The organism is Shewanella sp. SP2S2-4 (genome assembly GCF_031932025.1).
Lineage (GTDB): Bacteria > Pseudomonadota > Gammaproteobacteria > Enterobacterales > Shewanellaceae > Shewanella > Shewanella baltica.
The window spans coordinates 345,504-368,261 of the sequence record NZ_JAUOER010000002.1 but is presented as its reverse complement, the minus strand read 5'-3'; the positions used below and the strand labels follow the sequence as shown (position 1 = coordinate 368,261).

Below are 22,758 nucleotides of genomic sequence, written 5' to 3'. Positions count from 1 at the left end.
GATTGAGTCCCTTGGCCACCTTTGGCCTTAATACGGCACGATTAAATGGTGCTAATGGTCGTTTCAACTAATTTAATGATGACGCTGTATTTTATAAGCAAGTTAGGGGCCAACTCTGGCTAATTTGGCGCTTATGTTGGGTTATTCTGTGATTGATTTACCTGAAGTAATGCTCTATTGAGGCTTTTAAAAAATATTTATACAAAAACTTGATCCTTGTACAACTATGGTCCGTAATTAAAGACATAGTGATACAAGGAGTCGACTTATGTACAAGTTTAACCCGCAGCGAATTCAGATTGGGATCAGTGCTTGCTTATTAGGGGAGAAGGTTCGTTTTGATGGCGGACATAAAAATTCTACCTATTGTAATCAAGAAATTAAGCAATTTTTTGATTATGTGCCTATCTGTCCGGAAATGGCGATTGGCCTAGGTGCGCCCCGTAAAAGTATCCGTCTAGTTCGTGATGGTGAAACCATCTTAGTTCAGAGTGGTGACGGTAGCTTAGATGTGACCGATAAGCTCAATGAATACAGCGAAAACAAGGTTGAAGAGCTTGATTTCCTTGGCGGATATTTGCTTTGCGCTAAGTCGCCAACCTGCGGCATGGAGCGGGTAACAGAATACAAAATTGGCACTAACAATGGCTCTAAGTCGGGGATTGGTGTGTTCGCCCGCAAGTTGATGGAGCGATATCCATTATTGCCCGTGGAAGAAGAAGGCCGCTTGCATGACATGGTGCTGCGGGAGAACTTTTTCACCCGCGTTTATGCTTACCACGATTGGCACCTGATGAAGCATGAGGGGCTGACTAAGCATAAGTTAGTGAAGTTTCATTCCCGCTATAAATACCTGTTAATGGCGCATAGCCCTACATGGTATCGCGAGCTTGGGCCGATAGTGGCCAATATTGAGGATCTTGAGCAAAGCGCGACCCGCTACTTTGAAGGCTTTATGACGGCCCTGAAAATCAATGCGACCCGTAAAAATCATACCAGTACGCTGCAGCATATTCAGGGCTACTTTAAAAAGCATTTGAGCAAAGAGCAAAAGACAGAACTGTCTGAAGCGATTATGAAATATCGCGAAGGTTTATTGCCTCTGTTAGTGCCTATCACGCTCATCAACCATTATCTGCGGGAATTCCCAACGCCTTACATAGAAGAGCAAGTGTATTTGAATCCCCATCCAGAGGCGTTGAAGCTGCGCTATGCCTACTAGTATTGGCTTTGCCGTACTGAGTAGTTTTTAGCTTTGAATTTAGTGAGTTATTACTGATATATGAAACAAGATACCCAGTCCATGACCAGCGATGAGCCCAATGATGGCGTGTTACTCCCCATTGGTGAAGTGTCGGCCTTAACCGGCGTGAATGCCGTGACCTTAAGGGCATGGCAGCGCCGTTTTGGTTTAGTGATCCCTGCGCGCACGCCTAAGGGACACAGATTATATACGAGTGAAAATATCCAAGAAATCCATGAGATTAATGCATGGTTAGCTAAAGGTGTTGCGATCAGCAAGGTTAAACCTTTGTTGATGAGTGCCGCCAAATTATCAAGTGAAATGATTGAATCCCAAGTTGTCGATCTGTGGGGCGAGCAAATTATTGCGCTGAATGCGGCATTGTTCGACTTCAATCAGCATAAGTTGCAGCAGATATTAGACGATGCATTTGGCTTATATCCGTTTCAATTAGTGAAAGAAAAGTTACTTCAACCTTGGCTTAATCAACTCGATGACTTAGCGGATGAGCGGCTCGATGCCGAGTTAATTCTCGCTTGGTTAAAAAGCGAATTACTCAGCCGAGTGGGTGGGCGTTATGCCTTTACCGGACAGGCCATTGCGGCGCGAATGGCTGTGGTGCAGTTATCCCGCGGCGCTGCCACGCCGCCTAGCTCTACTCGCACTAAAAGCTTGTTTTCTTTGTTGCTATTGCTTGAGTTAGCATCGCTTCGAGTATCGGTAATCGACCTTGGCGAGCAGGCCATAGGCAGTTTACCGCTGCTGCAGGGCAGGCTTAACGTCGATGCGCTTTTGCTTATTCCCGATCCAAATCATTCGGGTTCTGAGCAGACTGAAATGCTCACTGTATTGGCACAAATGAGCTTCCCATGTCGATTTGTTGGCCCCTTTGTACCGACGTTGACTTCCTTATCGGCTTTCTGGGCGCCTTCGATGACTGACTTTATTGGACAAATGCCGTCTCGCTCTGTGGGGAAGGTCAACAGAAGTCACAAAGGCAAAGGGAAAAGCGAGCAGGGCAATAGTGGAGAAAACAATGACATCAGTTAACGATTCAATGCCAATAGATTCAATGCCAATAGATTCAATGTCAATAAAAGTGCAGGGCAATAATGCATTGATGTGGTTTCGCCAAGATTTACGCCTCGCCGATAATCAGGCGCTAACCGCTGCTTGCGATTGGGCTCGGGAGAATGGCGTGGCACTTAAGGCCATTTATATCGCTACGCCAACTCAGTGGCAACGCCATGATGTGGCGCCCATTCAGTTAGATTTTATCGAACGTCACATCAATTTGCTTGCCCAAGGGCTGGCGAGTTTGGGGATTGCATTCGAATTAATTCAGTTAGATACCTTTGCCGATGTGCCAGCGTTTATCAGTGATTACTGCCAGCAGCAGGGTATTAGCCGCGTGTTTGCCGGCAGTGAGCCTGAGATTAACGAGCAACAGCGTGACCAAGCCTGTATTCAGGCGGGTATTCCTCTGGTGCTAACCGAAGAGCATTGTTTGCTTAAGCCGGGCACAGTGCTGAACTTGTCCGGCGACATGTATAAGGTTTTCACTCCTTTTAGCCGTAAGTGGCGAGAAATTGCCGCTCGCCATGCCATTTTGCCGCTTCCAGTTCCGGCGCCGCTTGGACCTGTGTTGACCGAGCCAAAGCCGCATTTTTTTAACCATGTCACTAAAGTATCGAGTGAACTTTGGGCTGCGGGAGAAGGGCAGGCAAAGCGTATACTTTCTGCATTTATTCAGCAGAAAGTGCAGGATTATAAGCAAGATAGGGATTTCCCCGCCATCGATGGCACCAGTTCAATTTCACCTTATCTGGCCATTGGCGTCATTAGCCCAAGACAATGCGTTGCCGCGTTGCTGCATCACTTCCCCGAGGTGATTGTCGACGATACTAGCCCAGCTCGTACTTGGTTAAATGAGCTTACCTGGCGTGAGTTTTATCGTCATTTGCTGGTGGCATTTCCTGACTTATCTAAGAATCATAATTTCAATCGACAAGCCGACCATGTGCAGTGGCGCAATAATCCGCAGGAGTTTGCCGCTTGGTGTGAAGGTCGTACTGGCTATCCGATTGTGGATGCGGCTATGCGCCAACTCAATCAAACGGGTTGGATGCACAACCGTTTGCGTATGGTGGTGGCGAGTTTCCTGACTAAACATCTACTGATTGATTGGCGTTGGGGCGAGCGTTATTTCCGCCAAAAGCTCATCGATGGTGATTTAGCCGCGAATAATGGCGGCTGGCAATGGTCCGCCGGTTGTGGCTGCGATGCTCAGCCTTATTTCCGCATTTTTAATCCTATAAGCCAGAGTGAAAAGTTTGATCCAGATGGCAGCTTCATCCGTAAGTACTTACCAGAGCTCGCATCTTGGGGAATTAAGCAATTACATCAACCCAGTACAGCGCAGACACCGTCCTTGTTTGAACAGCCGTTATTTAACACTAAAACGGCTTATCCGAGTGCGATTGTCGAGCACAGTGCAGCAAGAGCAAGGGCATTAACCGTATTAGGCGTATTGAAAAAGGCCGCGGCCCAATAAATAGGATCAGGAGCAATAACCAGATGACAAACCAAGCGACGACTGAGACTAATACGCTTGTTGATGATTTTATTCAGCTTTATCAAGCCTTGAATAAAGATAACTTGCACCTGTTGAGCCAAGTTTACGACGACAGTATTAGCTTTACCGATCCTATGCATCAGATCAAAGGGCTAGAGTCGTTAACTCAGTACTTCGCGAAGTTATATAAGAATGTTAAGCATATTCAGTTTGAGATCAAAGAAGTACAGCAGGATGCGAATCAAGCCGCGCTGTTTTGGCAGATGGAATATAGCCACCCTAAGTTGAATAAAGGCGGACTTATCCGTGTTGATGGCATGAGCCAACTTAAATTCAACGACAAGATTTATTTTCACAGGGATTACTTCGACTTAGGGCAAATGTTGTACGAGCATTTGCCTTGCATGGGCGGGCTTATCCGCTTGCTTAAAGACAGGGCGGCTAAGTAATGGACGTTGTTAAGCCATTGAAAATTAATACCGTGCTTATTACAGGTGCAAGCTCAGGCATTGGGCTGCAACTGGCGCAGGATTATTTAGCCTTAGGTTGGCACGTCATTGCCTGTGGCCGCTCCCAAGAAAGATTAGATGCGTTAGCCTTGAATGAACTCGTAGGTGTCACGTTGTTAATTTTTGATATATCCCAGCGCGACCAAGTTCAACAAGCTGGCCACGATTTAGCCGAGCTGTTGGCGAAAACCGATTGTCAGCTCGATTTGGTGGTTTTAAACGCGGGCAGTTGTGAGTACATAGACGATGCTAAGGCCTTCGATGATGTGTTATTCGAGCGCGTCGTCCATACCAATTTAATTGCGATGGGATATTGTCTCAGCGCATTTTTACCTTTAATGCCAAGGGGGTCACGTATTGGCTTAATGAGTTCCAGCGCTATTTATTTACCTTTCCCTCGCGCTGAAGCCTACGGCGCCTCTAAAGCTGGCGTGCAGTATCTCGCCTCGAGTCTCTCGCTTGATCTTGCTAAGAATGACATAGGTGTGAGCTTGATTTGCCCTGGTTTTGTGGCGACGCCACTGACCGCAAAAAATGATTTTTCCATGCCAATGCAAGTGAGTGTGCAAACCGCTTCTAAGGCAATCCGCAATGGGCTTAAAGGTGGCAAGCGCGAGATCCATTTTCCGCGACGCTTTACTTATCTATTGAAATTGATGTCGTTTTTACCTGCCTTTGTGTGGCAAAAAATGATTGCAAACGATACTCAAGCCAAGCCGCTTAAGGACAAGAGTTTATGAAAAATATCGCCATCGTCGGCACCGGCATTTCTGGATTAACCTGCGGCCATCTATTAAGCGAGTCGCACAAGGTCACAGTGTTTGAAGCCAATGACTATATCGGCGGCCACACGGCGACAGTCGATGTGGAGCACCAAGGCCAAACCTACGCCATAGACACAGGTTTTATCGTGTTTAATGACAGAACCTATCCAAGATTTGAGCGTTTATTGGCTCGCCTTAACGTGACCATATTACCGACTGAGATGAGTTTCAGCGTCCATAATGCGCTGACAGGGCTTGAATATAACGGCCACAATTTAGGGAGTTTGTTTGCCCAAAAGCGTAACCTGCTGAATCCGCGCTTTTGGGCCTTTTTAAAAGAAATTCTACGCTTCAATAAAGGCTGTAAGGCACTCTATCAACAGGATATTTACCCTGAAGGCAACTTAGGTGATTATTTAGACAGTGAAAACTTTTCGCGCTTTTTTGCCGAGCACTATATTTTGCCCATGGGCGCGGCAATTTGGTCTTCGAGCATAGAAGATATGCGTGCGTTTTCGTTGAAGTTTTTTATTCGCTTCTTCCAGCACCACGGTTTATTAAATGTCAGTGATAGGCCCCAGTGGTATGTGCTAAAGGGCGGCTCGCGTAGCTATATTCCTGATCTTATTGCGCCCTTTAAAGACAATATTCGCCTTAACTCTCCTGTGACAGGTATTGAACGTCATGGCAATGGGGTGAAGTTGCAGGTCCACGGTGAATGGTTGGAATTCGATGAGGTGATTTTAGCCTGTCATAGCGACCAAGCACTGCGGATGTTAAACGATCCCACGCCAACAGAACGCGCCATTTTAGGCGATCTCAGCTACCAGAATAACGATGTGGTGCTGCACATGGATACGCGTATCCTGCCTAAGCGAAAAGCGGCCTGGGCGAGTTGGAACTATAGGTTAGATGGCAATCTAAAACGCCCTGCGTCAGTAACTTACAACATGAACATACTGCAACAGTTACCAGCCAATGCGCCGACGTTTTGTGTCACTTTGAATCAGTCAGAGTTGATTGATGAGGCGAAAGTGATACGCCGCTTCAATTATGCCCACCCAGTGTTTAACGAAGCCAGCCTTAAGGCGCAGGGCCGCCGTGAGGAAATATCGGGTCAAAATCATACCCATTTTGCTGGAGCCTATTGGCACAATGGTTTCCATGAAGATGGCGTTCGCAGTGCACTGGATGTGTGCGCCCATTTTGGTGTCAGCCTATGACCGATGTAAATGTGACAAGCTTAAATATGACAGAGCTCAATAGCGGCATTTATTACGGCACAGTATCTCACAGCCGTTTTACGCCGATTAAACATAGCTTTAGTTATGCAATGGCGCTGCTGGCGATTGACTTAGATGAAGTCGATAAGATCAGTGCCATGGGGCGAGTTTTTGCCAGTCAGCGCCGCGCTTTACTGAGATTTAATCCGAGAGACTATTTAACTTCTTTTACGACTAAATCCAATAACAGCGGTGAAGTGGCAGTTGCCGATTCGAGCGCCGCGGCACTTAAGAGTCGAGTGCTGGCTCAAGTGGCTGAGTTAGGTGCAGATAAGCTGTGCGACCGAGTTTTGTTTGTAGGTCAGATCCGTCATTTTGGCGTGTATTTCAGCCCAGTAAATTTCTACTTTTGTTATCAAGATCAAACGCCTTTGTACATGTTGGCCGAGGTGAGTAACACGCCTTGGGATCAACGCCATTGCTATTTAGTGGATGTAGCCGCGCCCAAACCTTCTGACAAAGTGTTTCACGTTTCCCCCTTTATGACCCTCGATATGCGTTATCTCTGGCATGTGGCTGCGCCGAGTGAAGACTTAAATATTGGTATTGAAAACAAGTCGATGCAAGAGAATGGTAAAAAACTGTTTAATGCCAATCTAATGATGAAACGCCAACCTATCACGGCGGCCAATTTACGGACGCTTTTGTTTCGCTTCCCTTTTATGACTCTCAAGATCTTCTTCGGGATTTATTGGCAAGCGCTGAAACTCTTTTTCAAACGTGTGCCCTTTGTGCCGCATCCAGCTCAGATGGAGAAATAACATGGAAAATACTGCTTCGCAAACCTCAGTCGCCACAGAGAAACTGCCCGACAGTATTGCGCGTAAAGTCTTGCTCAAGGCGCTGGAAAGTCTGCCCCACGGTTGCTTGACCTTAGTTGAGGGCGATAAGAGTTATCGTTTTGGTGAGAGTCATACCGATTTACATGCCACGCTTGTGGTTAAACACCCCAGTTTTTATCGTCAAATAATGCTTTCAGGCTCCATTGGTGCAGGTGAAGGTTATATTCAAGGCCATTGGACGAGCCCAGATCTCACCAAAGTTGTGCAACTGTTTGCCCGCAATTTAGCCTTGCTCGATAGGATTGAAGCCAAGTTTTCTTGGTTAACCAGCACGATAAACCGCGTGAAGCATGTGCTGAATCGTAACTCGCAGGAGGGCTCGAAGCGTAATATTCTGGCCCACTACGATTTGGGTAATGCCATGTACGAGCAATTCCTCGACCGTGAAATGTTGTACTCGAGTGCGCTTTATCCCCATGAGGAAGCCAGTTTGCAGGAAGCCCAGCTGTTTAAGCTGATGACTATCTGCGAACGACTCGATTTACAGCCAGGTCAAACCTTGCTTGAGATTGGTACTGGCTGGGGCGCGCTGGCTATCTATGCGGCCAAGCATTATGGCGTGCACGTGACAACGACGACGATTTCAGATGCGCAATACGCCTATGCCAAAGCGCGCGTTGAAAGCGAAGGCCTGAGCGATAAAGTGACACTGCTGACCGAGGATTATCGCAATCTGACGGGGGAATACGACAGGGTTGTTTCTATTGAAATGATTGAAGCGGTAGGGCATGAATATTTACCGGGTTTCTTTAAAAAGCTGGAATCACTGTTAAAGCCCCATGGGCGTATGCTGCTTCAGGCGATAACGATTGCCGATCAACGTTACGACAGCTATCGCAAAAGTGTGGATTTTATTCAGCGCTATATTTTCCCCGGTGGCTGCTTACCTTCTGTCAGTCAAATGGTCGGTCATATTGCCAAACAGACGGATATGGTGGTCTGGTCGCTCAATGATATGGGGCTCGATTACGCTAAAACGCTGAGGCATTGGCATGAGAATTTTGATCATGCTGTGGGTGAAATCCAAACCTTAGGTTATGGCGAAGACTTTATCCGCATGTGGAAATTCTACCTAAGTTATTGTGAAGGTGGATTTTTAGAACGCACCACAAGCACAGTGCATTTAGTTGCCGTACGTCCGGACTATCGCGTTCTAGGCAATAGTCAGCTTAGCCAAGCTGTTCCTGCGGCAATCCGGCTAGATTAGCCGTTGAGAGTAGTTCGTTTAGGTGCATCCGTTTAAATGAAATTGTCGCTGTAGTTGTAGCAAGATAAAAGTGAGGCAAAGATGAAGTCAATGTTAGCTAACTCTCGGCATCTGCCTAAACATCAGGGTTTTATTCTCTATAACGCCCTGAGTTTTCAGGCTGTGTGGTGGTCTAGTGTGCTTTGGCTTAACTTGTCACTGCTGCTAACTATACCTTTATTATTGCTTCACTTTATCCTGTTGTCCTCGTCGGGTAAGGGCCAATATCGCCAAGTGGATTTACGATTAATGCTCAAGGTTGCCGCCCTAGGGATCGGCATTGACACTGTGCTGTCGGTTTTAGGCCTGTTTGAGTTTCCAGCCTTGCCTTGGTGGCTTGGCTGTTTATGGCTGCACTTTGGCTTGAGTTTGAATCATAGCTTAGCGTTTATGCGACCCTTACCGCTGATATTGCAGGCGTTACTCGGAGGAATATTTGGCACGTTAAGCTATGTCGCGGGCGCGCAGTTTAATGCGGTGATTTTGCCCTGCGGCAATGTTATTTCTGCTGTGGTGTTATTTTTTGTTTGGCTAGTCTTGCTGCCCTTTTTAATCCAACTTGCTAATCCCTATGGATTTAATCGAAGCACTAAGGCTCGCACTTTTACTGTTTTTAATTTCAGCAGCTTAAGTTTATTGGCGCTCGGTTTGTTGATTGCACCTTTAAAACCATTAGAGGCGAAAACTTCTAACTTTGAAAACATTAATATCGAGCTGAATGATGCCGCCGATGTGACGCAGACTTTTCAGGAAGTAGGGCGCGGAGAAATGGATTGGCTGTGGTTTAGTTTGTATAAGGCGAGACTGATGACGGTAAATGGCCGTTATCAACAGGGGCAATATCCTCTACTACTAGATATTGAATATTATCGAGATATAGAGTCTGAAGATCTGTTAGAAGCGACCAAGGATCAATGGCAGCATCTAGCGTTTGCCGAAAATGATATCCAGCGTTGGTTGAGTTTATTAACCGCCACTTGGCCCGATGTGAAGCAGGGCGACCATTTAAGTTTTAAGGTTATGGATGGGCAAACGAGTCAGTTTTTCTTTAATCATCAACCACTCGAGATTATCCAGGATGCTGATTTTGCGGAGGCATTTTTAGCGATTTGGTTATCGAAAGACACTAGCCGTCCGAGTTTACGGGCGCAATTACTCGGAGAAAAACCATGCGATTGTTAATACGACTTATCGGTCAAAAGTTATTGTTAGGCCTAATAATGATAGGGCTGCTATCGAGTTGCTCATCGGTGGAAGTGACGGATTATAAAGATACTCATCCTACACTGGTGTTGGAATCATTCTTTAATGGACCATTAAAAGCATCTGGGATAGTGCATGATTTTAGTGGCAAAGTGATCCGCAAATTCAATGTCACTATGGAAGCTAGTTGGCAGGGAAACGAGGGCGTCATTAATGAATGGTTTGTTTATGATGATGGCGAAACTCAAACCCGTGTGTGGCGCATTAAAGCACTCGGCGAAGGGCGATACTCGGGAACTGCAGGCGACATTATTGGCATCGCTGATGGTCAATCCAGTGGTAGCGCGCTACGTTGGAAATACGACATGCTATTGCCCGTCGATGGTGAGGAATACCAAGTACATTTCGACGACTGGATGTTTTTAGTGAATGATAATACCATTATAAATCAGAGTGATATTATTAAGTTTGGCATCACAGTGGCTAAAGTCACTTTAGTTATTCAAAAATAGTCTCAGCAATTTTTAGTTAAGTTAGCTTAACTATGTTTGTGCTTGCTTGTCATGGATTCACTCTGTTGATTAAGGCTTAAGTTGGCTTAAACAGTATAGCTTGGCTAATAATCACCTTTTGTCTGCACTAAAGTATCTAACTCAAACCAAAGTGGCAGCTAGGCATTTTTTGCTAGCGACATAAAGTGATAAATATAAGAGTCATGTTGGTGTAACTCATTGTTTATTATTTTAATTATTCCGAGTTTAAGTTGGTATAGATAAATGATTAAAAAACACTTAGTTCTATGGTGTGCCTTGTTGAGTTTGTCGTTAACTGCTTGTTCATCCTTTGACGTTGTGTTTGAGGAACAAGCTGAGACAAAAGCTGACCCTCATCAACCTGCCAGCGATCCTATGGTGCAAGATAATGAACGCCGTATTCGAGATGCGAGGGCAGATGGTCGTTTAGAATCCGATTTTTTAAAACCTAGGTACCCGGTTAAGTTTAAATAAGAAGAGTGGGTTAGGGACTCGCTGCAACCTCAATACTTAACCTTCAACAAGCATTGTGGGTTAAGTATTGAGGTTGCTAGGGAAAAGGGCGAAGGGCTAGCCTGCTTGACGACTGTTATCTATCGATTTTTTGTCATAATATTCAAACGGAAACACATTACGGATCCTTTGCTTCACATTGTCACTCACGTTGGCAGAAATATGTAAGCGTACATCTCCTGATTTTTCAGCCCTAACAGTACAGGTCAGTTTTTCAGCTTTAGCAATGTGGCGGCATTCCCGCTCGAAGCGCTCTGGGATTTTGCCTTTATGCTGAGTCATGCGGCCATCTTTAAAATGCATTTCAAAAATAGTTAGGCCTTTCTTGCCACCAAATATGAGTTTGTAAACGAGAAAAATACCAATAGCGACAAAAATGAGTTTGAAAATATCGGCTGTCATAACGCCCCCTATTTTATGTTTATAGGACAAAGATACTCCTGAGCGACTTGTTTTAACAGTGCGCTAACACGCAATTTTGAATTGGCAATAAAATCATTCCCGCCTAGACTTAACTGGCGAAGGAAAAGTAACCCCTCAGTTAAGGAAAACGCCATGTACTTATCAAATGCAGATCGTTGGTCATTATTGTGTAAGAAGCAAATCGATGTAATTGAAAAACTTTCTACACAATTCCCCGAGAGAAAAGCACATCTTAGTGAACTCACTCAAGGGTGGCGCCATGTTCAACATCAAGTTCAAGCCGGTGATAGGCCTATGCCACTCGAGCTAATCAAATAAGTGCGAGCTGCTTGATCTGATAGTTTGTATAAGAGCCTAAAGTCACTGAATGAGTGGCTTTTTTATTGTGTGAGTATTGATGTTCTGTTTATGCAATTTATCGAGTACTTGAGTAAGGCGCGGGTCGCTAGTGAGTTCTTTTAGGCCAAGCAAAACGCAAGCTGCTGGTGTTGACGTGAGTCAGTGGTGCTTTGCACTGAACACTTCAAATTTCAGATACAAAAAACAGATACAAAAAAACCACTCGTTTGAGTGGCTTCGTTGTTTATATGGTGCCGGCACCAAGAGTCGAACTCGGGACCTACTGATTACAAGTCAGTTGCTCTACCAACTGAGCTATGCCGGCTAAATTGTGGTGCCCGAACCCGGAATCGAACCAGGGACACGAGGATTTTCAATCCTCTGCTCTACCGACTGAGCTATTCGGGCAACTAACTAAGCGTTAGTTAACTACTTCAAACTAAGTCTTAAAGACCTTGTTCGTTCGAAGTGCGCGTATAATATAGTGCTCGCTTTGGCTGTGCAAGCCCTTTTTAAATGACTGATTAACTATTAAACAAAAATCGAACATTTATTTGATTCTTCCACTTTTCTCATATTGAGTCGCTGAAATTTTCAGCATTTTAGTGACGTTAGTGCCTCCTTTGGATTGATAAGGTTAATCTCAGTGCTCGTTTAATCTGTGTTTTAAGAAAGAACATTAACGCTTAAGGCATGCAATGTATCCGAAGGGGAGGGCAATATCGTCTGATGACGAAGTTTAGTGAGTGTCACGGTACTTTTATCGACAGCAGATTTTGGTAGATAAGTTTGTCTGCAATTATGATGTTGAACAGGCATGAGTTGAAGGGCCAAAAGTCAGTCTCAAAACCTACCGATATTATCGAGAGTAAGTCAGTTGCGCTTTGCACTGAACACTTCAAATTTCAGATACAAACTTCAAATACAAAAAACAGATACAAAAAAGCCACTCGTTTGAGTGGCTTTGTTGTTTATATGGTGCCGGCACCAAGAGTCGAACTCGGGACCTACTGATTACAAGTCAGTTGCTCTACCAACTGAGCTATGCCGGCTAAATTTTTACTTCAAAATAATGGTGCCCGAACCCGGAATCGAACCAGGGACACGAGGATTTTCAATCCTCTGCTCTACCGACTGAGCTATTCGGGCAACTAAACTAAGTGTTAGTTAACTACTTTGAACTCGTTGGCTGAGCCGTCTCGTTCGAAGTGCGGCTATATTAGCTAGGGAGTTTCACCTCTGCAAGTGCTTTTTCCCAATAAATAACTCGTTCGGCGGTTTAATGTGCATCTTGCTTGTTTTTTATCTCTTATTCAGCAGATTCAGGTCTATTTCATTCGTTGACTGTAGTTTTCAAGTTAGAAGGATACTGATGTTTACTAAAGATTTATGCTCATAAATCCTAGTTTCCTGCTTACTTTCTAAAATTTAGAAAGATATGAGCGATTTTTACTGATTTTAGTTTTTAAAATTAGACTTATGATAATGAATATTATTTCATGGATGGCATGAAGAAAGCGCGAGTACGGAGTTGCAGTATGTTTCGAAATAGTAAGTTTGCCTATGGGATAACCGCAATAGTGACTCATTGGCTGAGTGCGATCGTCGTGATTGGGTTGTTTGTGGTAGGTGTTTGGATGGTGGAGTTAACCTACTACAGCGCGTGGTACAAGACAGCGCCGCATCTACATAAGAGCATCGGGATTTTACTCTTGGCAGTGACGTTATTCCGCCTCTTTTGGCGCTTAATTAACCCTAAACCCTTACCAGAAGCGAATCATAAGCCTTGGGAAAGGCAGGCTGCTCATATTGCGCATTTAGCTATTTATGTATTGCTGCTGGTGATCATGTGTGCCGGCATTTTGATTTCAACGGCAGAAGGTCGTGGAATTATGGTGTTTGACTGGTTTGGACTGCCAGGATTTGGACCTTTTTTTGAAAACCAAGCTGATATAGCAGGCGATATTCACCAATACGCAGCTTATAGCTTAATCGCACTCGTGGTCATCCACGCTGTAGGTGCGTTAAAACATCACTTTATCGATAAAGACGCAACTTTACTCAAAATGATTAAATTTAATCGAGGATAATACAATGAAAAAGCAACTGTTAAGCGCACTGATTGGTGCATCTCTATTGGCTCCGATGGCGGCTTCAGCGGCTGACTATGTCATTGACCGTGAAGGAGCACATGCCTCTATTACTTTCAAAGTGAGCCACTTAGGTTATAGCTATGTCGTTGGTCGCTTTAATGATTTTAGCGGCGACTTTAGCTATGACGCGGCTAAACCCACTGCGGCTAAAGTGAATGTGACAGTAAATACACTCAGTGTGGATTCAAACCACGCCGAGCGTGACAAGCATATTCGTAGCGCCGATTTCCTAAACACGAGTAAGTTTGCGCAAGCGACGTTTACCTCAACCACAGTTGAAGATAAAGGTAATGGCGACTTAGTGATTAACGGCAACTTAACCTTAAATGGTGTCACTAAGCCATTAGCGATCAATGCCCATGCCGTGGGCGAAGGTCAAGATCCTTGGGGTGGCTACCGTGCAGGTTTTACGGGCACAACCACGTTTGCGATGAAAGATTTCGGTATCAAAATGGATTTAGGCCCAGCATCAAGCCATGTTGAGTTAGATCTTGTGGTTGAAGGCGTGCGTAAGTAACGTTCAGTTATTCTTCACGAGATGAATAAACAAAAAGCGCCGAAAGGCGCTTTTTTGTGGGCTTTATCATTAAGTGAACGATAAAAATTAATCTTGGTCTTTTTCAGGCACAAAACCTTCAATTTCTACTTCTTTACCTTCAAAGAGGAAAGAGGTCATTTGCTCTTCAAGAAACTTACGATCATCAACATTCATCATGTTGAGTTTCTTTTCGTTAATCAGCATGGTTTGCTTTTTTTGCCATAGGCCCCAAGCTTCTTTGCTGATGTTATCAAAAATGCGCTTACCTAAATCACCTGGATACAGTTGAAAGTCTAGGCCGTCGGCTTCTTTATTTAAATATACGCAATTGACTGTACGCGCCATGATTATTCCTTACTGACTGCGGATTGAACGAGTGATCCCAAATTGGCTAGCACACGCTCGGTGGCGGCGGCGAGTCCCACTTTGGAAGGATGACTTATGTTATACCAGAGAGACTGATTTTGTTCCATGACAGCGCCCACGCTCTGTTTATTGCCGTGGGTTTTATCGCCGTGTGTTTTATCTAAGTTAAGCATCATGGGCTGAATATCTAAATGGAAGTGGCTGAATGTGTGCCTAAAGCCAGTTAGCCATTCGAGTTGCTGCGCATCAATCCCTTGTTCTTCAAGATGAGTTTCAAGTGCGGCTTGGGTGGCAAACTCAGGGAAACACCAAAGTCCGCCCCAAATTCCCGCTGGCGGACGTTTAGCTAAAAACACTTGGTTGTCTTGCATTAGCACTAACATCCACGCCGCTTTGGTCGGTATGGTTTTTTTAGGCTTCTTGCCGGGGAAATCGGTTTGTCGGCCAATCAGCTGAGCTTTGCAATCAATCGCTACAGGGCAAGCGGCGCAGTTAGGTTTGCTACGAGTACAAATACTGGCGCCGATATCCATCATGGCTTGATTATATTTCTGAATATCTTGCTGCGGTGTAACGGCATCAGTCAGCTGCCAAAGCTGCGCTTCGACCGTTTTTTGCCCCGGCCAACCGGCGATAGCGCCGTGTCTTGCTAACACGCGTTTTACGTTACCGTCGAGAATGGGGTGATGCTGGCCAAGAGACAGTGACAATACCGCGCCTGCTGTCGAGCGACCAATGCCAGGCAGAGCCAGTACTTGCTCAAAATCTGTTGGAAATATTCCATGATAATCGTCACGGATCATCTTGGCCGCTTTATGCAGATTACGCGCCCTAGCGTAATACCCAAGGCCGGTCCAATGATGCAACACCTCATCATCTGGCGCGTTAGCAAGTGCTAACACATCGGGAAAACGCGCCATAAATTTAAGGTAATAGGGAATAACAGTCGCAACCTGAGTTTGTTGCAGCATGATTTCAGAAACCCATACGCTATATGGGGTTTTATCTTGCTGCCAAGGGAGGGTTTTACGACCGTGATTGTCGTACCAAGAGACGATACGTGTAGCGAAGGAGGCTGTAGATTTCATCGGCGCAGTGTAGCGGCAGTTATCTTCTTAGACAAGCTCAAAGACAAGTGGATAAGGGCTAAAAAGCCGAAAATCACTGCTAAATTCGCACTCTCAAATAATCTTGGTATACTTTCGCCCCATTAGTGCTTGCACTGTATGTTGAACTTTGGATAATGCCCTTCTTTTATGATGGTGCTGTCCACTAGACGAGGCAAAAATGAGCGAAGTCACTACCGCTGAATTTAATGAAGAAGGCAAGTATCTGCGTAAGATCAGAAGCTTTGTCCTAAGAGAAGGTCGCTTAACTAAAGGCCAAGCCCAAGCTATTGAAAGCCAGTGGCCAACAATGGGGTTAGATTACAGCCCAACGCCATTGGTTCTGAGCGACGTTTTTGGCCGTGAAGCCGATACTGTGCTGGAAATTGGCTTTGGCATGGGCGCCTCTTTAGTGCAAATGGCTAAAGACGCACCAGAGCAAAATTTTATTGGTATTGAAGTGCATAAACCGGGTGTTGGTTCTTGCTTAAGCGATGCCGCCATTGCGGGTGTGACTAATTTACGTGTGTATCATCATGATGCCATGGAAGTATTAGAACATGCGATTGCCGATGGTTCATTAGCCCGAGTGCAATTGTTTTTTCCCGATCCTTGGCATAAGAAACGTCACCATAAACGTCGTATCGTACAAGCTGAATTTGCTGAACTGATCCGTCGCAAGCTAAAAATTGGCGGCGTGTTCCATATGGCAACCGATTGGGAAGAATACAGCGAGCATATGTTGGAAGTGATGCAAGCAGCTCCTGGTTATAAAAACCAGTCGAGTGATGGCACTGTGGTGCCGCGTCCTGATCATCGCCCACTGACAAAGTTTGAAGCCCGCGGCCATAGACTGGGTCACGGAGTATGGGATCTGATGTTTGAGCGTATCGCTTAATCTAGATATTTCAATTGATTAATTAGTTTTTTTAACACAACGGGGAAAGTCACTATGGCAACTAATCGTAGCCGTCGTTTACGTAAGAAAATGCGCGTTGATGAATTCCAAGAGTTAGGTTTTGATATGGCTTGGACTTTTGATGCATCAGTATCAGAAGCCGATATCGATGCAACTGTTGATAAATTTATCGATGAAGTGATCGAAACCCGTAAGTTAGGTTTCCATGGCGGCGGTCACATCGAATGGGAAGGCATTATCGCAACCCAAACGATCGGCAAATGTACCGAAGAAGATATTGCTGCAGTTAAGGCATTCTGGGCGAATCAAAAAGTGTCTCAGGTTGAAGTTAGCGAACTGTACGACATTTGGTGGGGTTAATGCCCGAGTTGGCATTACTTGAGGAAGTGGTCGACAAAGTTCGACCCTTGCTCGGCCAAGGAAAGGTTGCAGATTACATCCCCGCACTGGCTAGCGTCGATGCTGGTAAATTAGGCATTGCCGTCACAACCGTTGATGGTGAAACCTTAGGTGCGGGCGATTACCTTGAGCCGTTTTCGATTCAAAGTATCTCCAAAGTTTTCAGCTTAACCTTAGCGTTAACTTTATATGAAGAGGCCGAAATTTGGAGCCGAGTTGGCAAAGAACCTTCGGGCCATTCATTCAACTCTTTAGTACAAGTCGAGTTAGAACGTGGCAAGCCGCGTAATCCATTTATCAATGCTGGCGCGTTAGTGATTGCTGACTTATTGCAGAGTCGTTTAGGTGCACCTAAACACAGAATGCTCGAGTTAGTCAGGCAACTAAGCCAAAACGATAAAGTGTGTTTCGACAAACAAGTGGCCGACTCCGAATATCAGCACAGTGCGCGCAATGCGGCGATTGCTTATTTGATGAAGTCCTTTGGTAATTTTCAAGGCGATGTCGATACTGTGCTGCGCACGTATTTTCATTACTGCGCCTTAAAGATGAATTGTGCTGACTTGTCTAAGGCCATGTTGTACTTGGCTAATCGCGGCAAAAGCATTACGGGGACTGAGCTTATTTCTCAGGTGCAAACTCGGCAGCTTAATGCCCTGTTGGCGACCTCGGGCCTATACGATGGTGCAGGTGAGTTTGCCTATCGTGTTGGTATGCCAGGTAAAAGTGGCGTCGGTGGTGGCATCATTGCCGTTATTCCTGGGGAACTGTCGATTTGTGTTTGGTCGCCAGAACTCGATGGCAATGGCAATTCACTTGCTGGCACTGCCATGCTTGAGCACTTAAGTCAGCGTCTTGGCCGATCTATTTTCTAGCTTTACCTCTCGTTTTTATTAGCACTATCAGACTAAAAGTTAGCGAATTTCGCTAATGACCTTTTAGTGCTAACTTTCCTAAATCCAACATAATCATATTGTTATAAAGTTGGCACGTCTCCTGCTATAAGCTATTCAGTAGTTTAGGTTTATCGAATTATTCAGATTAAAGGACGAACAACATGAAATTAAATAAGCTATTAACTGGATTTGCCTTATCCGGCGTGATTTTAGGGACATCTGGCCTACAGTTGGCGCAAGCGCAAACAGAGCCTAAAGTCGATGAACGTTGTGAAGTCTCTTTAAATTATGACGTTATGGTTGAGCCTAAAAAATTAGTCATGAGCGAGAAGGGCACCGAAAAGTATCGCATCGAAGTCGATAAGTTATTTGTTGAAGGCAAACAAGTAAACTTAACCGATAAGCAAAAAAAGCTAGTGACTCAATACGCCGATGAAGTGTCGACGCAAGTGCCTGAAGTGATTGAAGTCGTGAACGAGGCCGTCGCATTAGCTTCGCAAGCGGTGAGCATGGCGTTAACCCCTTTAATGGGCGATGCGGCCGGTGCTAAATTCGATGAAATGATGGCAGGCGTCCAAAAGCGTGTTGATTCAGTTGCCTACCGTCATGGCGATAGCTTCTATCTCGGCGCGACGGAGGACTCGATTCAGAACACCTTTAACGACGAATTCGAGCAGGAAATGGAGCAAATTGTTCAGAACTCAGTGGGCACCATTATGATGACCATAGGTGGCCAAATCATGTCGGGTGACGGTGATAGTTTTGAAGCCAAGATGGATGCCTTCTCCAAAAAAATGGACAACTTAGGCCAAGATATTGAGCAACAAATTGAGAGTCAATCTAAGGGACTGGAAGCTAAAGCTGACCGTTTGTGCGACCGATTTGAAAATCTGTTAGTGCTTGAAAATCAATTACGCCAAGAGGTACCAGAACTCGCGCCTTATGCGTTGACACAAAACTCAACCAAGGAGCTGCGTGAATAGTTCTTGTTAATCGTCCTTACTAATAGTTTTTGTGAATAGCCCTTGGTTTTAACTGCAATAACTTCTATCTCCTTGTGCATGAGTCAAATTTGAATGCTACGCCCCTAGTCAATTTATCGCCTAGGGGCTTTTTTATTGGCTAATTCTTAGTGGCGAAAGCTATGAGGATAAAGTCGATGTGGCTTGTAGGCTTGGCTTGCAGCGATTTAGTTCGGAATGTTACAGTCTAGAGACGAATATTTGGTATACTCTTAAAATATAATTAAAAGCTGGCATATCAGTCAGATATAACACCCTACTTTAGTGGACTTTTTCGGTCTAAATCTCTGCGTTATATCACTTTAATGCGAGATATCAATGCTATGGTTATTTTTAAGCGATGATTACGCTAACCACTGCTATTCACCGAAAGTTAATATCATTGTCGTAAACAGCTTAAGGCGACTTCCATGTTAGAACTGTTAGAACCTATTGCGATTTTTACTCATGTGGCCAGAGCTGGTAGTTTTAGTGCCGCCGCAAGAAGGCTTGGGATTTCTAAGTCTAAGGTCAGTACACAAGTCGCCGATCTTGAACATAGACTTGGTGTTCAATTAATCCAACGTACCACCCGCAGCTTAAGCCTGACTGAAGCAGGGCATTTGCTGTATCTGCAAGGTGAAGAATTGCTGCGTGACGCTGAACAAGCGATAGCCAGCGTGCATAACTTAAATGATGCGACCCGCGGCGTGCTTAAGGTGGGGATTTCCCAGTCCTTTGGGGTGATGCATATCATTCCTGCGCTGCCATCCTTTATGGCAAAACATCCTGAGCTTGAGCTACAAGTGAGCTTACTGGACCATAAAGTAGATGTAGTGAGTGAAGGCTTAGACTTACTGTTAACTATGTCGGAGCAATTACCGCTTGGCATGGTTGCTAGACCTCTGATGAAGTGCCAATTCCTGTTAGTTGCTTCTCCAGGCTACATTGCTCAACATGGCGAACCAACTCGACCTGAGCAGTTAGTTGACCACAATTGTTTGGTCTATCAAGGCGAGTGGCACGAGCACAGCATGTGGCAATTTAAGAAGGGTGATGATTACTGTGAAATTGGCGTATCGGGCAATTTCAGGGTGGATAACGCACCCGCATTAAAATCCGCCGCAATCAGTGGTCTTGGGGTTGTGTATCTTGCAAGTTATCTGATGGAAGATGAAATTGCCAAGGGGACATTAGTGCCTTTACTGAAGGATTGGCAATTGACCCACCATCTGCCATTGCAGGCGGTTTATCCCCGTCGTAAGCACTTAGCACCTAAGGTCAGTTCTTTTATCGAATTCATCAAAGATCACATAGGAACGCCGCCGTATTGGGATGCGCCCTATGTCGAATTATTCAGTAAACGTCAGTAAAATAGGAAACATTGTTCTCAAAACCAGTTGTATGTGATTTTAAATTAACTAGGCACTTTTGTGACTATTTAAAATCAATGCTTTAGGTTGAATTGGTGGGTACATTTGCGAATGATTTTTTAGGGTGTTCTAAAGCTGTTTTTTATAACATCCTTGAACTCTGTTCTTAATTGAATACAATGGTGGCAGTTGATTCGGAATGACCTGAGTCCTATACGTTTATTGGAAATGACCCCTTTCAATTTTTGTGTACAGGTCGGCATTTATGCAGTTTTGGATCACAGCCAACAGAAGTTTGAGAACTAAAACAATGTTGGCTCTTTAAACCATCATCCTAGTTTTTGGTTTACCTCAGCCTTATCGCTGAGGTAATTTTTTATTGATGGTTTGTGCAGCTTTAGGCAAGCGTTTTGTCTCCCTGTACCCTAAAGTCGCAACTGTGTGTTAAGTGATGTGAAGGCGAGAGCTAAAGCATAAATTAATACAACAAATATAGTGACCCACAGTGAGAAGGGTTCTGTTATCTAACGGGATAATGGTACCAATAAAAAAGCCACTTTCGAGTGGCTTTTTTATTGGGCGTAGCTTAAGACTTTCATCGATGTCGCTTTAGTCGTGAAGCAGGTTAACAATGCTTCACGGCTAGGCATTAAGGCATTAAAACATCAGGGTATTAGGCCTTCTTCTTAATGGCTATCCAGAGATCGACTTGTTGTTCTAACACATCCAGCGGTAATGCGCCGTTAGCAAGTACTAGCGTATGGAAGTCGCGGATATCAAATTGACTGCCAAGCTGTTGTTCTGCTTTATGTCTGAGTTCCAGCAGCTTAATCATGCCCACTTTATAGGCTGTCGCTTGCGATGGCATAACGATATGGCGTTCAACCATTTTCACCGCATCTGATTTAGCATTGGGCGTATTATCCACGTAATAGGCAATGCCTTGCTCGCGGGTCCATTTTTTAGCGTGGATACCTGTATCAACGACTAAGCGACATGCACGCCATAGCTCCATTGCTAGACGACCAAAGTCAGAATAGGGATCGGCGTAGAGTCCCATTTCTTTCGGGAAAGATTCGCTATATAAACCCCAGCCCTCGATATACGCGGTATAGCCACCAAACTTGCGGAACTTAGGAATATTTTGCAGCTCTTGGGAAATGGCGATCTGCATATGATGACCCGGAATACCTTCGTGGTAGGCCAGTGCCTCCATTTGGTATTTCGGCATGGCTTTCATGTCATATAGGTTGGCATAGTAGCTACCGGGACGCGAACCATCCGGTGCCGGTTGTTCATAGAAGGCTTTGCCCGCAGATTTTTCTCTAAAGGCTTCAACCTGTTTCACTATCATGGCGGCCTTAGGTTTTACTTTGAACACTTCATCTAAGCGCGATTTCATATTGTCGATGAGCTTAGTCGCCTCAGCTAAATAGGCGGCTTTGCCTTCGGCGGTATTGGGGTAGTAGAACTGGGGATCGTCACGCATGAAGCTAAAGAATTGCTGTAAATCGCCTTTAAAATTGACCTTCTTCATAATGGCGCGCATTTCATTATGGATACGTTCCACCTCAGAAAGGCCTAAGTCATGGATTTGATCGGCGGTCATATTTGTGGTGGTAGTGCGGGCCAAAGCATTATTGTAAAAGGCCGCGCCATTAGGGAGTTTCCACGCACCATCGCGGTCGTCAGCTCTGGTTGCTAAGGTTTTGATGTAACTGATGAGCTTGTTATAGGCGGGCTCGACTTGGGTCACTAGTGCTTGCTCAGCTTGTTGAAGCAGTTCTCGCTTCTCTGTCTCTTGAATCGCTAATGCGTTCACTTTACGGCGAAAATCTGCGAGTAGCGCGCTGTCGTCGCCCTTATCAAAAGGCGCACCTTTGATGATGTTTTGGCTGTCTGAAATGACATAAGCGAATACGAACTTAGGCGCGATAGTGCCTTTATCTGCGCGAGCGTCTAATACTGTCTGTAATTGACTTAAGCGTTTTGGCACGCCATTTAAGCGGCTGATATAGGCCTTGGCATCGCTGACATCTGTGATTTGATGTTGGTTAATCAAGAAGGAGGCTATCATAGAGTGGCCGCCATACATTTGATTTACAGGGTAATTATGGTAGCGCCATTGGTCATCTTCGATGTCATTTTGCAGATTTTGTTTGAGTAAGGTGAGGCTGAGGTTTGTTTGTGGATCGAGTTTGGCCGCATCAATCAGATTGATCTGCGCCAGTTGTTTTTTCGTGCGCGCTAGGGCTTTATCATCGGCGGCATCACCCAGTTCATCCCATTTATCATAGTCTTGCTTGATCCCCATATAGGTTTGCGAAATGGGGCTCGCCATGATGTTTTCCATGAAGATGGTTTCGAACAACGCATTGGCTTTGTCTGACTCGGTTTGCACCACTGCATTCATAGGTTCGCTTGCACTGTGTAAGGCTGACGAAGTTGATGCTGCATACGCGGGAATGGTCAGCAGAGCTGAAAGGGTCAGTGCGACTAAGCTGATTTTAGTTTTTATTGGCATGATCAGGCTT

At 45.0% G+C, this 22,758-nt stretch carries 23 protein-coding genes, 4 tRNA genes and 1 pseudogene; 20 read left to right on the top strand and 8 right to left on the bottom strand.

The genetic code is table 11. The features are described from left to right. Positions 1-268 precede the first annotated feature (268 nt). The 12 genes and pseudogenes from Q4Q54_RS03500 (at position 269) to Q4Q54_RS03445 (ending at position 10,672) form a co-directional block, all read left to right on the top strand. Complete coding sequence (locus tag Q4Q54_RS03500) at positions 269-1,222, top strand: YbgA family protein (RefSeq protein ID WP_006082548.1); 954 nt, start codon at positions 269-271, stop codon at positions 1,220-1,222. A 60-nt stretch (positions 1,223-1,282) separates the two neighbouring features. Continuing rightward, positions 1,283-2,293, top strand: coding sequence for a MerR family transcriptional regulator (locus tag Q4Q54_RS03495; RefSeq protein ID WP_259565043.1), 1,011 nt, complete (start codon positions 1,283-1,285; stop codon positions 2,291-2,293). A 22-nt stretch (positions 2,294-2,315) separates the two neighbouring features. Further along, a complete protein-coding gene (phrB, locus tag Q4Q54_RS03490) occupies positions 2,316-3,797 on the top strand; it encodes a deoxyribodipyrimidine photo-lyase (RefSeq protein ID WP_409438276.1) in 1,482 nt (493 codons plus the stop codon). A 23-nt stretch (positions 3,798-3,820) separates the two neighbouring features. Continuing rightward, complete coding sequence (locus Q4Q54_RS03485) at positions 3,821-4,267, top strand: nuclear transport factor 2 family protein (RefSeq protein ID WP_006082545.1); 447 nt, start codon at positions 3,821-3,823, stop codon at positions 4,265-4,267. Beyond that, positions 4,267-5,067, top strand: coding sequence for an SDR family NAD(P)-dependent oxidoreductase (locus tag Q4Q54_RS03480; protein WP_259573453.1), 801 nt, complete (start codon positions 4,267-4,269; stop codon positions 5,065-5,067). The genes Q4Q54_RS03485 and Q4Q54_RS03480 overlap by 1 nt, the downstream gene beginning before the upstream one ends. After that, positions 5,064-6,314: an NAD(P)/FAD-dependent oxidoreductase gene (locus Q4Q54_RS03475; RefSeq protein ID WP_115334179.1), complete on the top strand. Its 1,251-nt coding sequence runs from the start codon at positions 5,064-5,066 to the stop codon at positions 6,312-6,314. Before Q4Q54_RS03480 ends, Q4Q54_RS03475 begins: the two co-directional genes overlap by 4 nt. Beyond that, on the top strand, positions 6,311-7,135 hold the full coding sequence (locus Q4Q54_RS03470; protein WP_311987707.1) for a DUF1365 domain-containing protein: 825 nt from the start codon (positions 6,311-6,313) through the stop codon (positions 7,133-7,135). The genes Q4Q54_RS03475 and Q4Q54_RS03470 overlap by 4 nt, the downstream gene beginning before the upstream one ends. 1 nt (position 7,136) lies before the next feature. After that, positions 7,137-8,423: a cyclopropane-fatty-acyl-phospholipid synthase family protein gene (locus Q4Q54_RS03465; protein ID WP_311987706.1), complete on the top strand. Its 1,287-nt coding sequence runs from the start codon at positions 7,137-7,139 to the stop codon at positions 8,421-8,423. Positions 8,424-8,504: 81 nt separating this feature from the next. Beyond that, positions 8,505-9,077: pseudogene (locus Q4Q54_RS03460) on the top strand (DUF2878 domain-containing protein); the annotation flags it as partial. A 21-nt stretch (positions 9,078-9,098) separates the two neighbouring features. Then, positions 9,099-9,644 (top strand): chalcone isomerase family protein, encoded by a 546-nt coding sequence (locus tag Q4Q54_RS03455; protein ID WP_311987731.1) that lies wholly within the window; start codon positions 9,099-9,101, stop codon positions 9,642-9,644. Next, entirely contained in the window at positions 9,632-10,177 is a 546-nt protein-coding gene (locus Q4Q54_RS03450; RefSeq protein WP_311889344.1) for a DUF3833 domain-containing protein, read from the top strand. The genes Q4Q54_RS03455 and Q4Q54_RS03450 overlap by 13 nt, the downstream gene beginning before the upstream one ends. 264 nt (positions 10,178-10,441) lie before the next feature. Continuing rightward, positions 10,442-10,672 carry a hypothetical protein gene (locus tag Q4Q54_RS03445; RefSeq protein ID WP_106649918.1) on the top strand — a complete coding sequence of 77 codons (231 nt, stop codon included), beginning with the start codon at positions 10,442-10,444 and terminating at the stop codon, positions 10,670-10,672. Between the two features lie 96 nt (positions 10,673-10,768). On the opposite strand, the gene Q4Q54_RS03440 is transcribed toward Q4Q54_RS03445, so the two are convergent. Then, complete coding sequence (locus tag Q4Q54_RS03440; protein ID WP_220777163.1) at positions 10,769-11,113, bottom strand: DUF3634 family protein; 345 nt, start codon at positions 11,111-11,113, stop codon at positions 10,769-10,771. A 153-nt stretch (positions 11,114-11,266) separates the two neighbouring features. On the opposite strand from Q4Q54_RS03440, the gene Q4Q54_RS03435 reads away from it, so the two are divergent. Further along, the gene (locus tag Q4Q54_RS03435; RefSeq protein WP_106649920.1) at positions 11,267-11,452 is read left to right on the top strand and encodes a hypothetical protein; all 186 of its coding nucleotides are present in this window, start codon (positions 11,267-11,269) and stop codon (positions 11,450-11,452) included. A 270-nt stretch (positions 11,453-11,722) separates the two neighbouring features. Here the strand turns inward: Q4Q54_RS03435 and Q4Q54_RS03430 are convergent. The 4 genes from Q4Q54_RS03430 to Q4Q54_RS03415 form a co-directional block, all read right to left on the bottom strand. Continuing rightward, a tRNA-Thr gene (locus Q4Q54_RS03430) sits at positions 11,723-11,798 on the bottom strand. A gap of 7 nt (positions 11,799-11,805) precedes the next feature. Continuing rightward, a tRNA-Phe gene (locus tag Q4Q54_RS03425) sits at positions 11,806-11,881 on the bottom strand. A gap of 568 nt (positions 11,882-12,449) precedes the next feature. Further along, positions 12,450-12,525 (bottom strand) — tRNA-Thr (locus Q4Q54_RS03420). 21 nt (positions 12,526-12,546) lie between these two features. Further along, positions 12,547-12,622: transfer RNA gene (locus Q4Q54_RS03415), tRNA-Phe, on the bottom strand. A 389-nt stretch (positions 12,623-13,011) separates the two neighbouring features. On the opposite strand from Q4Q54_RS03415, the gene Q4Q54_RS03410 reads away from it, so the two are divergent. Both Q4Q54_RS03410 and Q4Q54_RS03405 read left to right on the top strand, forming a co-directional pair. Next, positions 13,012-13,563: a cytochrome b gene (locus Q4Q54_RS03410; RefSeq protein WP_311987705.1), complete on the top strand. Its 552-nt coding sequence runs from the start codon at positions 13,012-13,014 to the stop codon at positions 13,561-13,563. A gap of 4 nt (positions 13,564-13,567) precedes the next feature. Next, positions 13,568-14,143, top strand: a complete 576-nt coding sequence (locus tag Q4Q54_RS03405; RefSeq protein WP_006082533.1) for a YceI family protein — start codon at positions 13,568-13,570, stop codon at positions 14,141-14,143. Between the two features lie 87 nt (positions 14,144-14,230). Here the strand turns inward: Q4Q54_RS03405 and Q4Q54_RS03400 are convergent, their stop codons facing one another. Beyond that, positions 14,231-14,509 (bottom strand): oxidative damage protection protein, encoded by a 279-nt coding sequence (locus Q4Q54_RS03400; protein WP_006082532.1) that lies wholly within the window; start codon positions 14,507-14,509, stop codon positions 14,231-14,233. A 2-nt stretch (positions 14,510-14,511) separates the two neighbouring features. Further along, on the bottom strand, positions 14,512-15,618 hold the full coding sequence (gene mutY / locus Q4Q54_RS03395; RefSeq protein ID WP_311987704.1) for an A/G-specific adenine glycosylase: 1,107 nt from the start codon (positions 15,616-15,618) through the stop codon (positions 14,512-14,514). 199 nt (positions 15,619-15,817) lie between these two features. Here mutY and trmB point away from each other — a divergent pair, with 199 nt between their 5' ends. The 5 genes from trmB to Q4Q54_RS03370 all read left to right on the top strand — a co-directional run bounded on the left by trmB (position 15,818) and on the right by Q4Q54_RS03370 (position 20,224). Then, the gene (trmB, locus tag Q4Q54_RS03390) at positions 15,818-16,534 is read left to right on the top strand and encodes a tRNA (guanosine(46)-N7)-methyltransferase TrmB (RefSeq protein ID WP_012587161.1); all 717 of its coding nucleotides are present in this window, start codon (positions 15,818-15,820) and stop codon (positions 16,532-16,534) included. Positions 16,535-16,588: 54 nt separating this feature from the next. Next, positions 16,589-16,915 (top strand): YggL family protein, encoded by a 327-nt coding sequence (locus Q4Q54_RS03385; RefSeq protein WP_006082529.1) that lies wholly within the window; start codon positions 16,589-16,591, stop codon positions 16,913-16,915. Then, positions 16,915-17,829 carry a glutaminase B gene (gene glsB / locus Q4Q54_RS03380; RefSeq protein ID WP_012587162.1) on the top strand — a complete coding sequence of 305 codons (915 nt, stop codon included), beginning with the start codon at positions 16,915-16,917 and terminating at the stop codon, positions 17,827-17,829. The genes Q4Q54_RS03385 and glsB overlap by 1 nt, the downstream gene beginning before the upstream one ends. A gap of 182 nt (positions 17,830-18,011) precedes the next feature. Then, the gene (locus Q4Q54_RS03375) at positions 18,012-18,833 is read left to right on the top strand and encodes a YggN family protein (RefSeq protein WP_259540874.1); all 822 of its coding nucleotides are present in this window, start codon (positions 18,012-18,014) and stop codon (positions 18,831-18,833) included. A gap of 449 nt (positions 18,834-19,282) precedes the next feature. Then, a complete protein-coding gene (locus Q4Q54_RS03370; protein WP_006082526.1) occupies positions 19,283-20,224 on the top strand; it encodes a LysR family transcriptional regulator in 942 nt (313 codons plus the stop codon). 673 nt (positions 20,225-20,897) lie between these two features. Here Q4Q54_RS03370 and Q4Q54_RS03365 read toward each other — a convergent pair. Continuing rightward, on the bottom strand, positions 20,898-22,748 hold the full coding sequence (locus tag Q4Q54_RS03365) for a DUF885 domain-containing protein (RefSeq protein ID WP_311987703.1): 1,851 nt from the start codon (positions 22,746-22,748) through the stop codon (positions 20,898-20,900). Between the last annotated feature and the right edge of the window lie 10 nt (positions 22,749-22,758).

Coding starts and splice junctions, on each gene's coding strand:
- Q4Q54_RS03440 (WP_220777163.1), bottom strand. CDS start 11,113: ATGACAGCCGATATTTTCAAACTCATTTTTGTCGCTATTGGTATTTTT.
- Q4Q54_RS03450 (WP_311889344.1), top strand. CDS start 9,632: ATGCGATTGTTAATACGACTTATCGGTCAAAAGTTATTGTTAGGCCTA.
- Q4Q54_RS03410 (WP_311987705.1), top strand. CDS start 13,012: ATGTTTCGAAATAGTAAGTTTGCCTATGGGATAACCGCAATAGTGACT.
- Q4Q54_RS03480 (WP_259573453.1), top strand. CDS start 4,267: ATGGACGTTGTTAAGCCATTGAAAATTAATACCGTGCTTATTACAGGT.
- Q4Q54_RS03475 (WP_115334179.1), top strand. CDS start 5,064: ATGAAAAATATCGCCATCGTCGGCACCGGCATTTCTGGATTAACCTGC.
- Q4Q54_RS03495 (WP_259565043.1), top strand. CDS start 1,283: ATGAAACAAGATACCCAGTCCATGACCAGCGATGAGCCCAATGATGGC.
- trmB (WP_012587161.1), top strand. CDS start 15,818: ATGAGCGAAGTCACTACCGCTGAATTTAATGAAGAAGGCAAGTATCTG.
- Q4Q54_RS03370 (WP_006082526.1), top strand. CDS start 19,283: ATGTTAGAACTGTTAGAACCTATTGCGATTTTTACTCATGTGGCCAGA.
- mutY (WP_311987704.1), bottom strand. CDS start 15,618: ATGAAATCTACAGCCTCCTTCGCTACACGTATCGTCTCTTGGTACGAC.
- phrB (WP_409438276.1), top strand. CDS start 2,316: ATGCCAATAGATTCAATGTCAATAAAAGTGCAGGGCAATAATGCATTG.
- Q4Q54_RS03365 (WP_311987703.1), bottom strand. CDS start 22,748: ATGCCAATAAAAACTAAAATCAGCTTAGTCGCACTGACCCTTTCAGCT.
- Q4Q54_RS03405 (WP_006082533.1), top strand. CDS start 13,568: ATGAAAAAGCAACTGTTAAGCGCACTGATTGGTGCATCTCTATTGGCT.
- Q4Q54_RS03445 (WP_106649918.1), top strand. CDS start 10,442: ATGATTAAAAAACACTTAGTTCTATGGTGTGCCTTGTTGAGTTTGTCG.
- Q4Q54_RS03470 (WP_311987707.1), top strand. CDS start 6,311: ATGACCGATGTAAATGTGACAAGCTTAAATATGACAGAGCTCAATAGC.
- Q4Q54_RS03385 (WP_006082529.1), top strand. CDS start 16,589: ATGGCAACTAATCGTAGCCGTCGTTTACGTAAGAAAATGCGCGTTGAT.
- Q4Q54_RS03435 (WP_106649920.1), top strand. CDS start 11,267: ATGTACTTATCAAATGCAGATCGTTGGTCATTATTGTGTAAGAAGCAA.
- Q4Q54_RS03500 (WP_006082548.1), top strand. CDS start 269: ATGTACAAGTTTAACCCGCAGCGAATTCAGATTGGGATCAGTGCTTGC.
- Q4Q54_RS03485 (WP_006082545.1), top strand. CDS start 3,821: ATGACAAACCAAGCGACGACTGAGACTAATACGCTTGTTGATGATTTT.
- Q4Q54_RS03465 (WP_311987706.1), top strand. CDS start 7,137: ATGGAAAATACTGCTTCGCAAACCTCAGTCGCCACAGAGAAACTGCCC.
- Q4Q54_RS03375 (WP_259540874.1), top strand. CDS start 18,012: ATGAAATTAAATAAGCTATTAACTGGATTTGCCTTATCCGGCGTGATT.
- glsB (WP_012587162.1), top strand. CDS start 16,915: ATGCCCGAGTTGGCATTACTTGAGGAAGTGGTCGACAAAGTTCGACCC.
- Q4Q54_RS03400 (WP_006082532.1), bottom strand. CDS start 14,509: ATGGCGCGTACAGTCAATTGCGTATATTTAAATAAAGAAGCCGACGGC.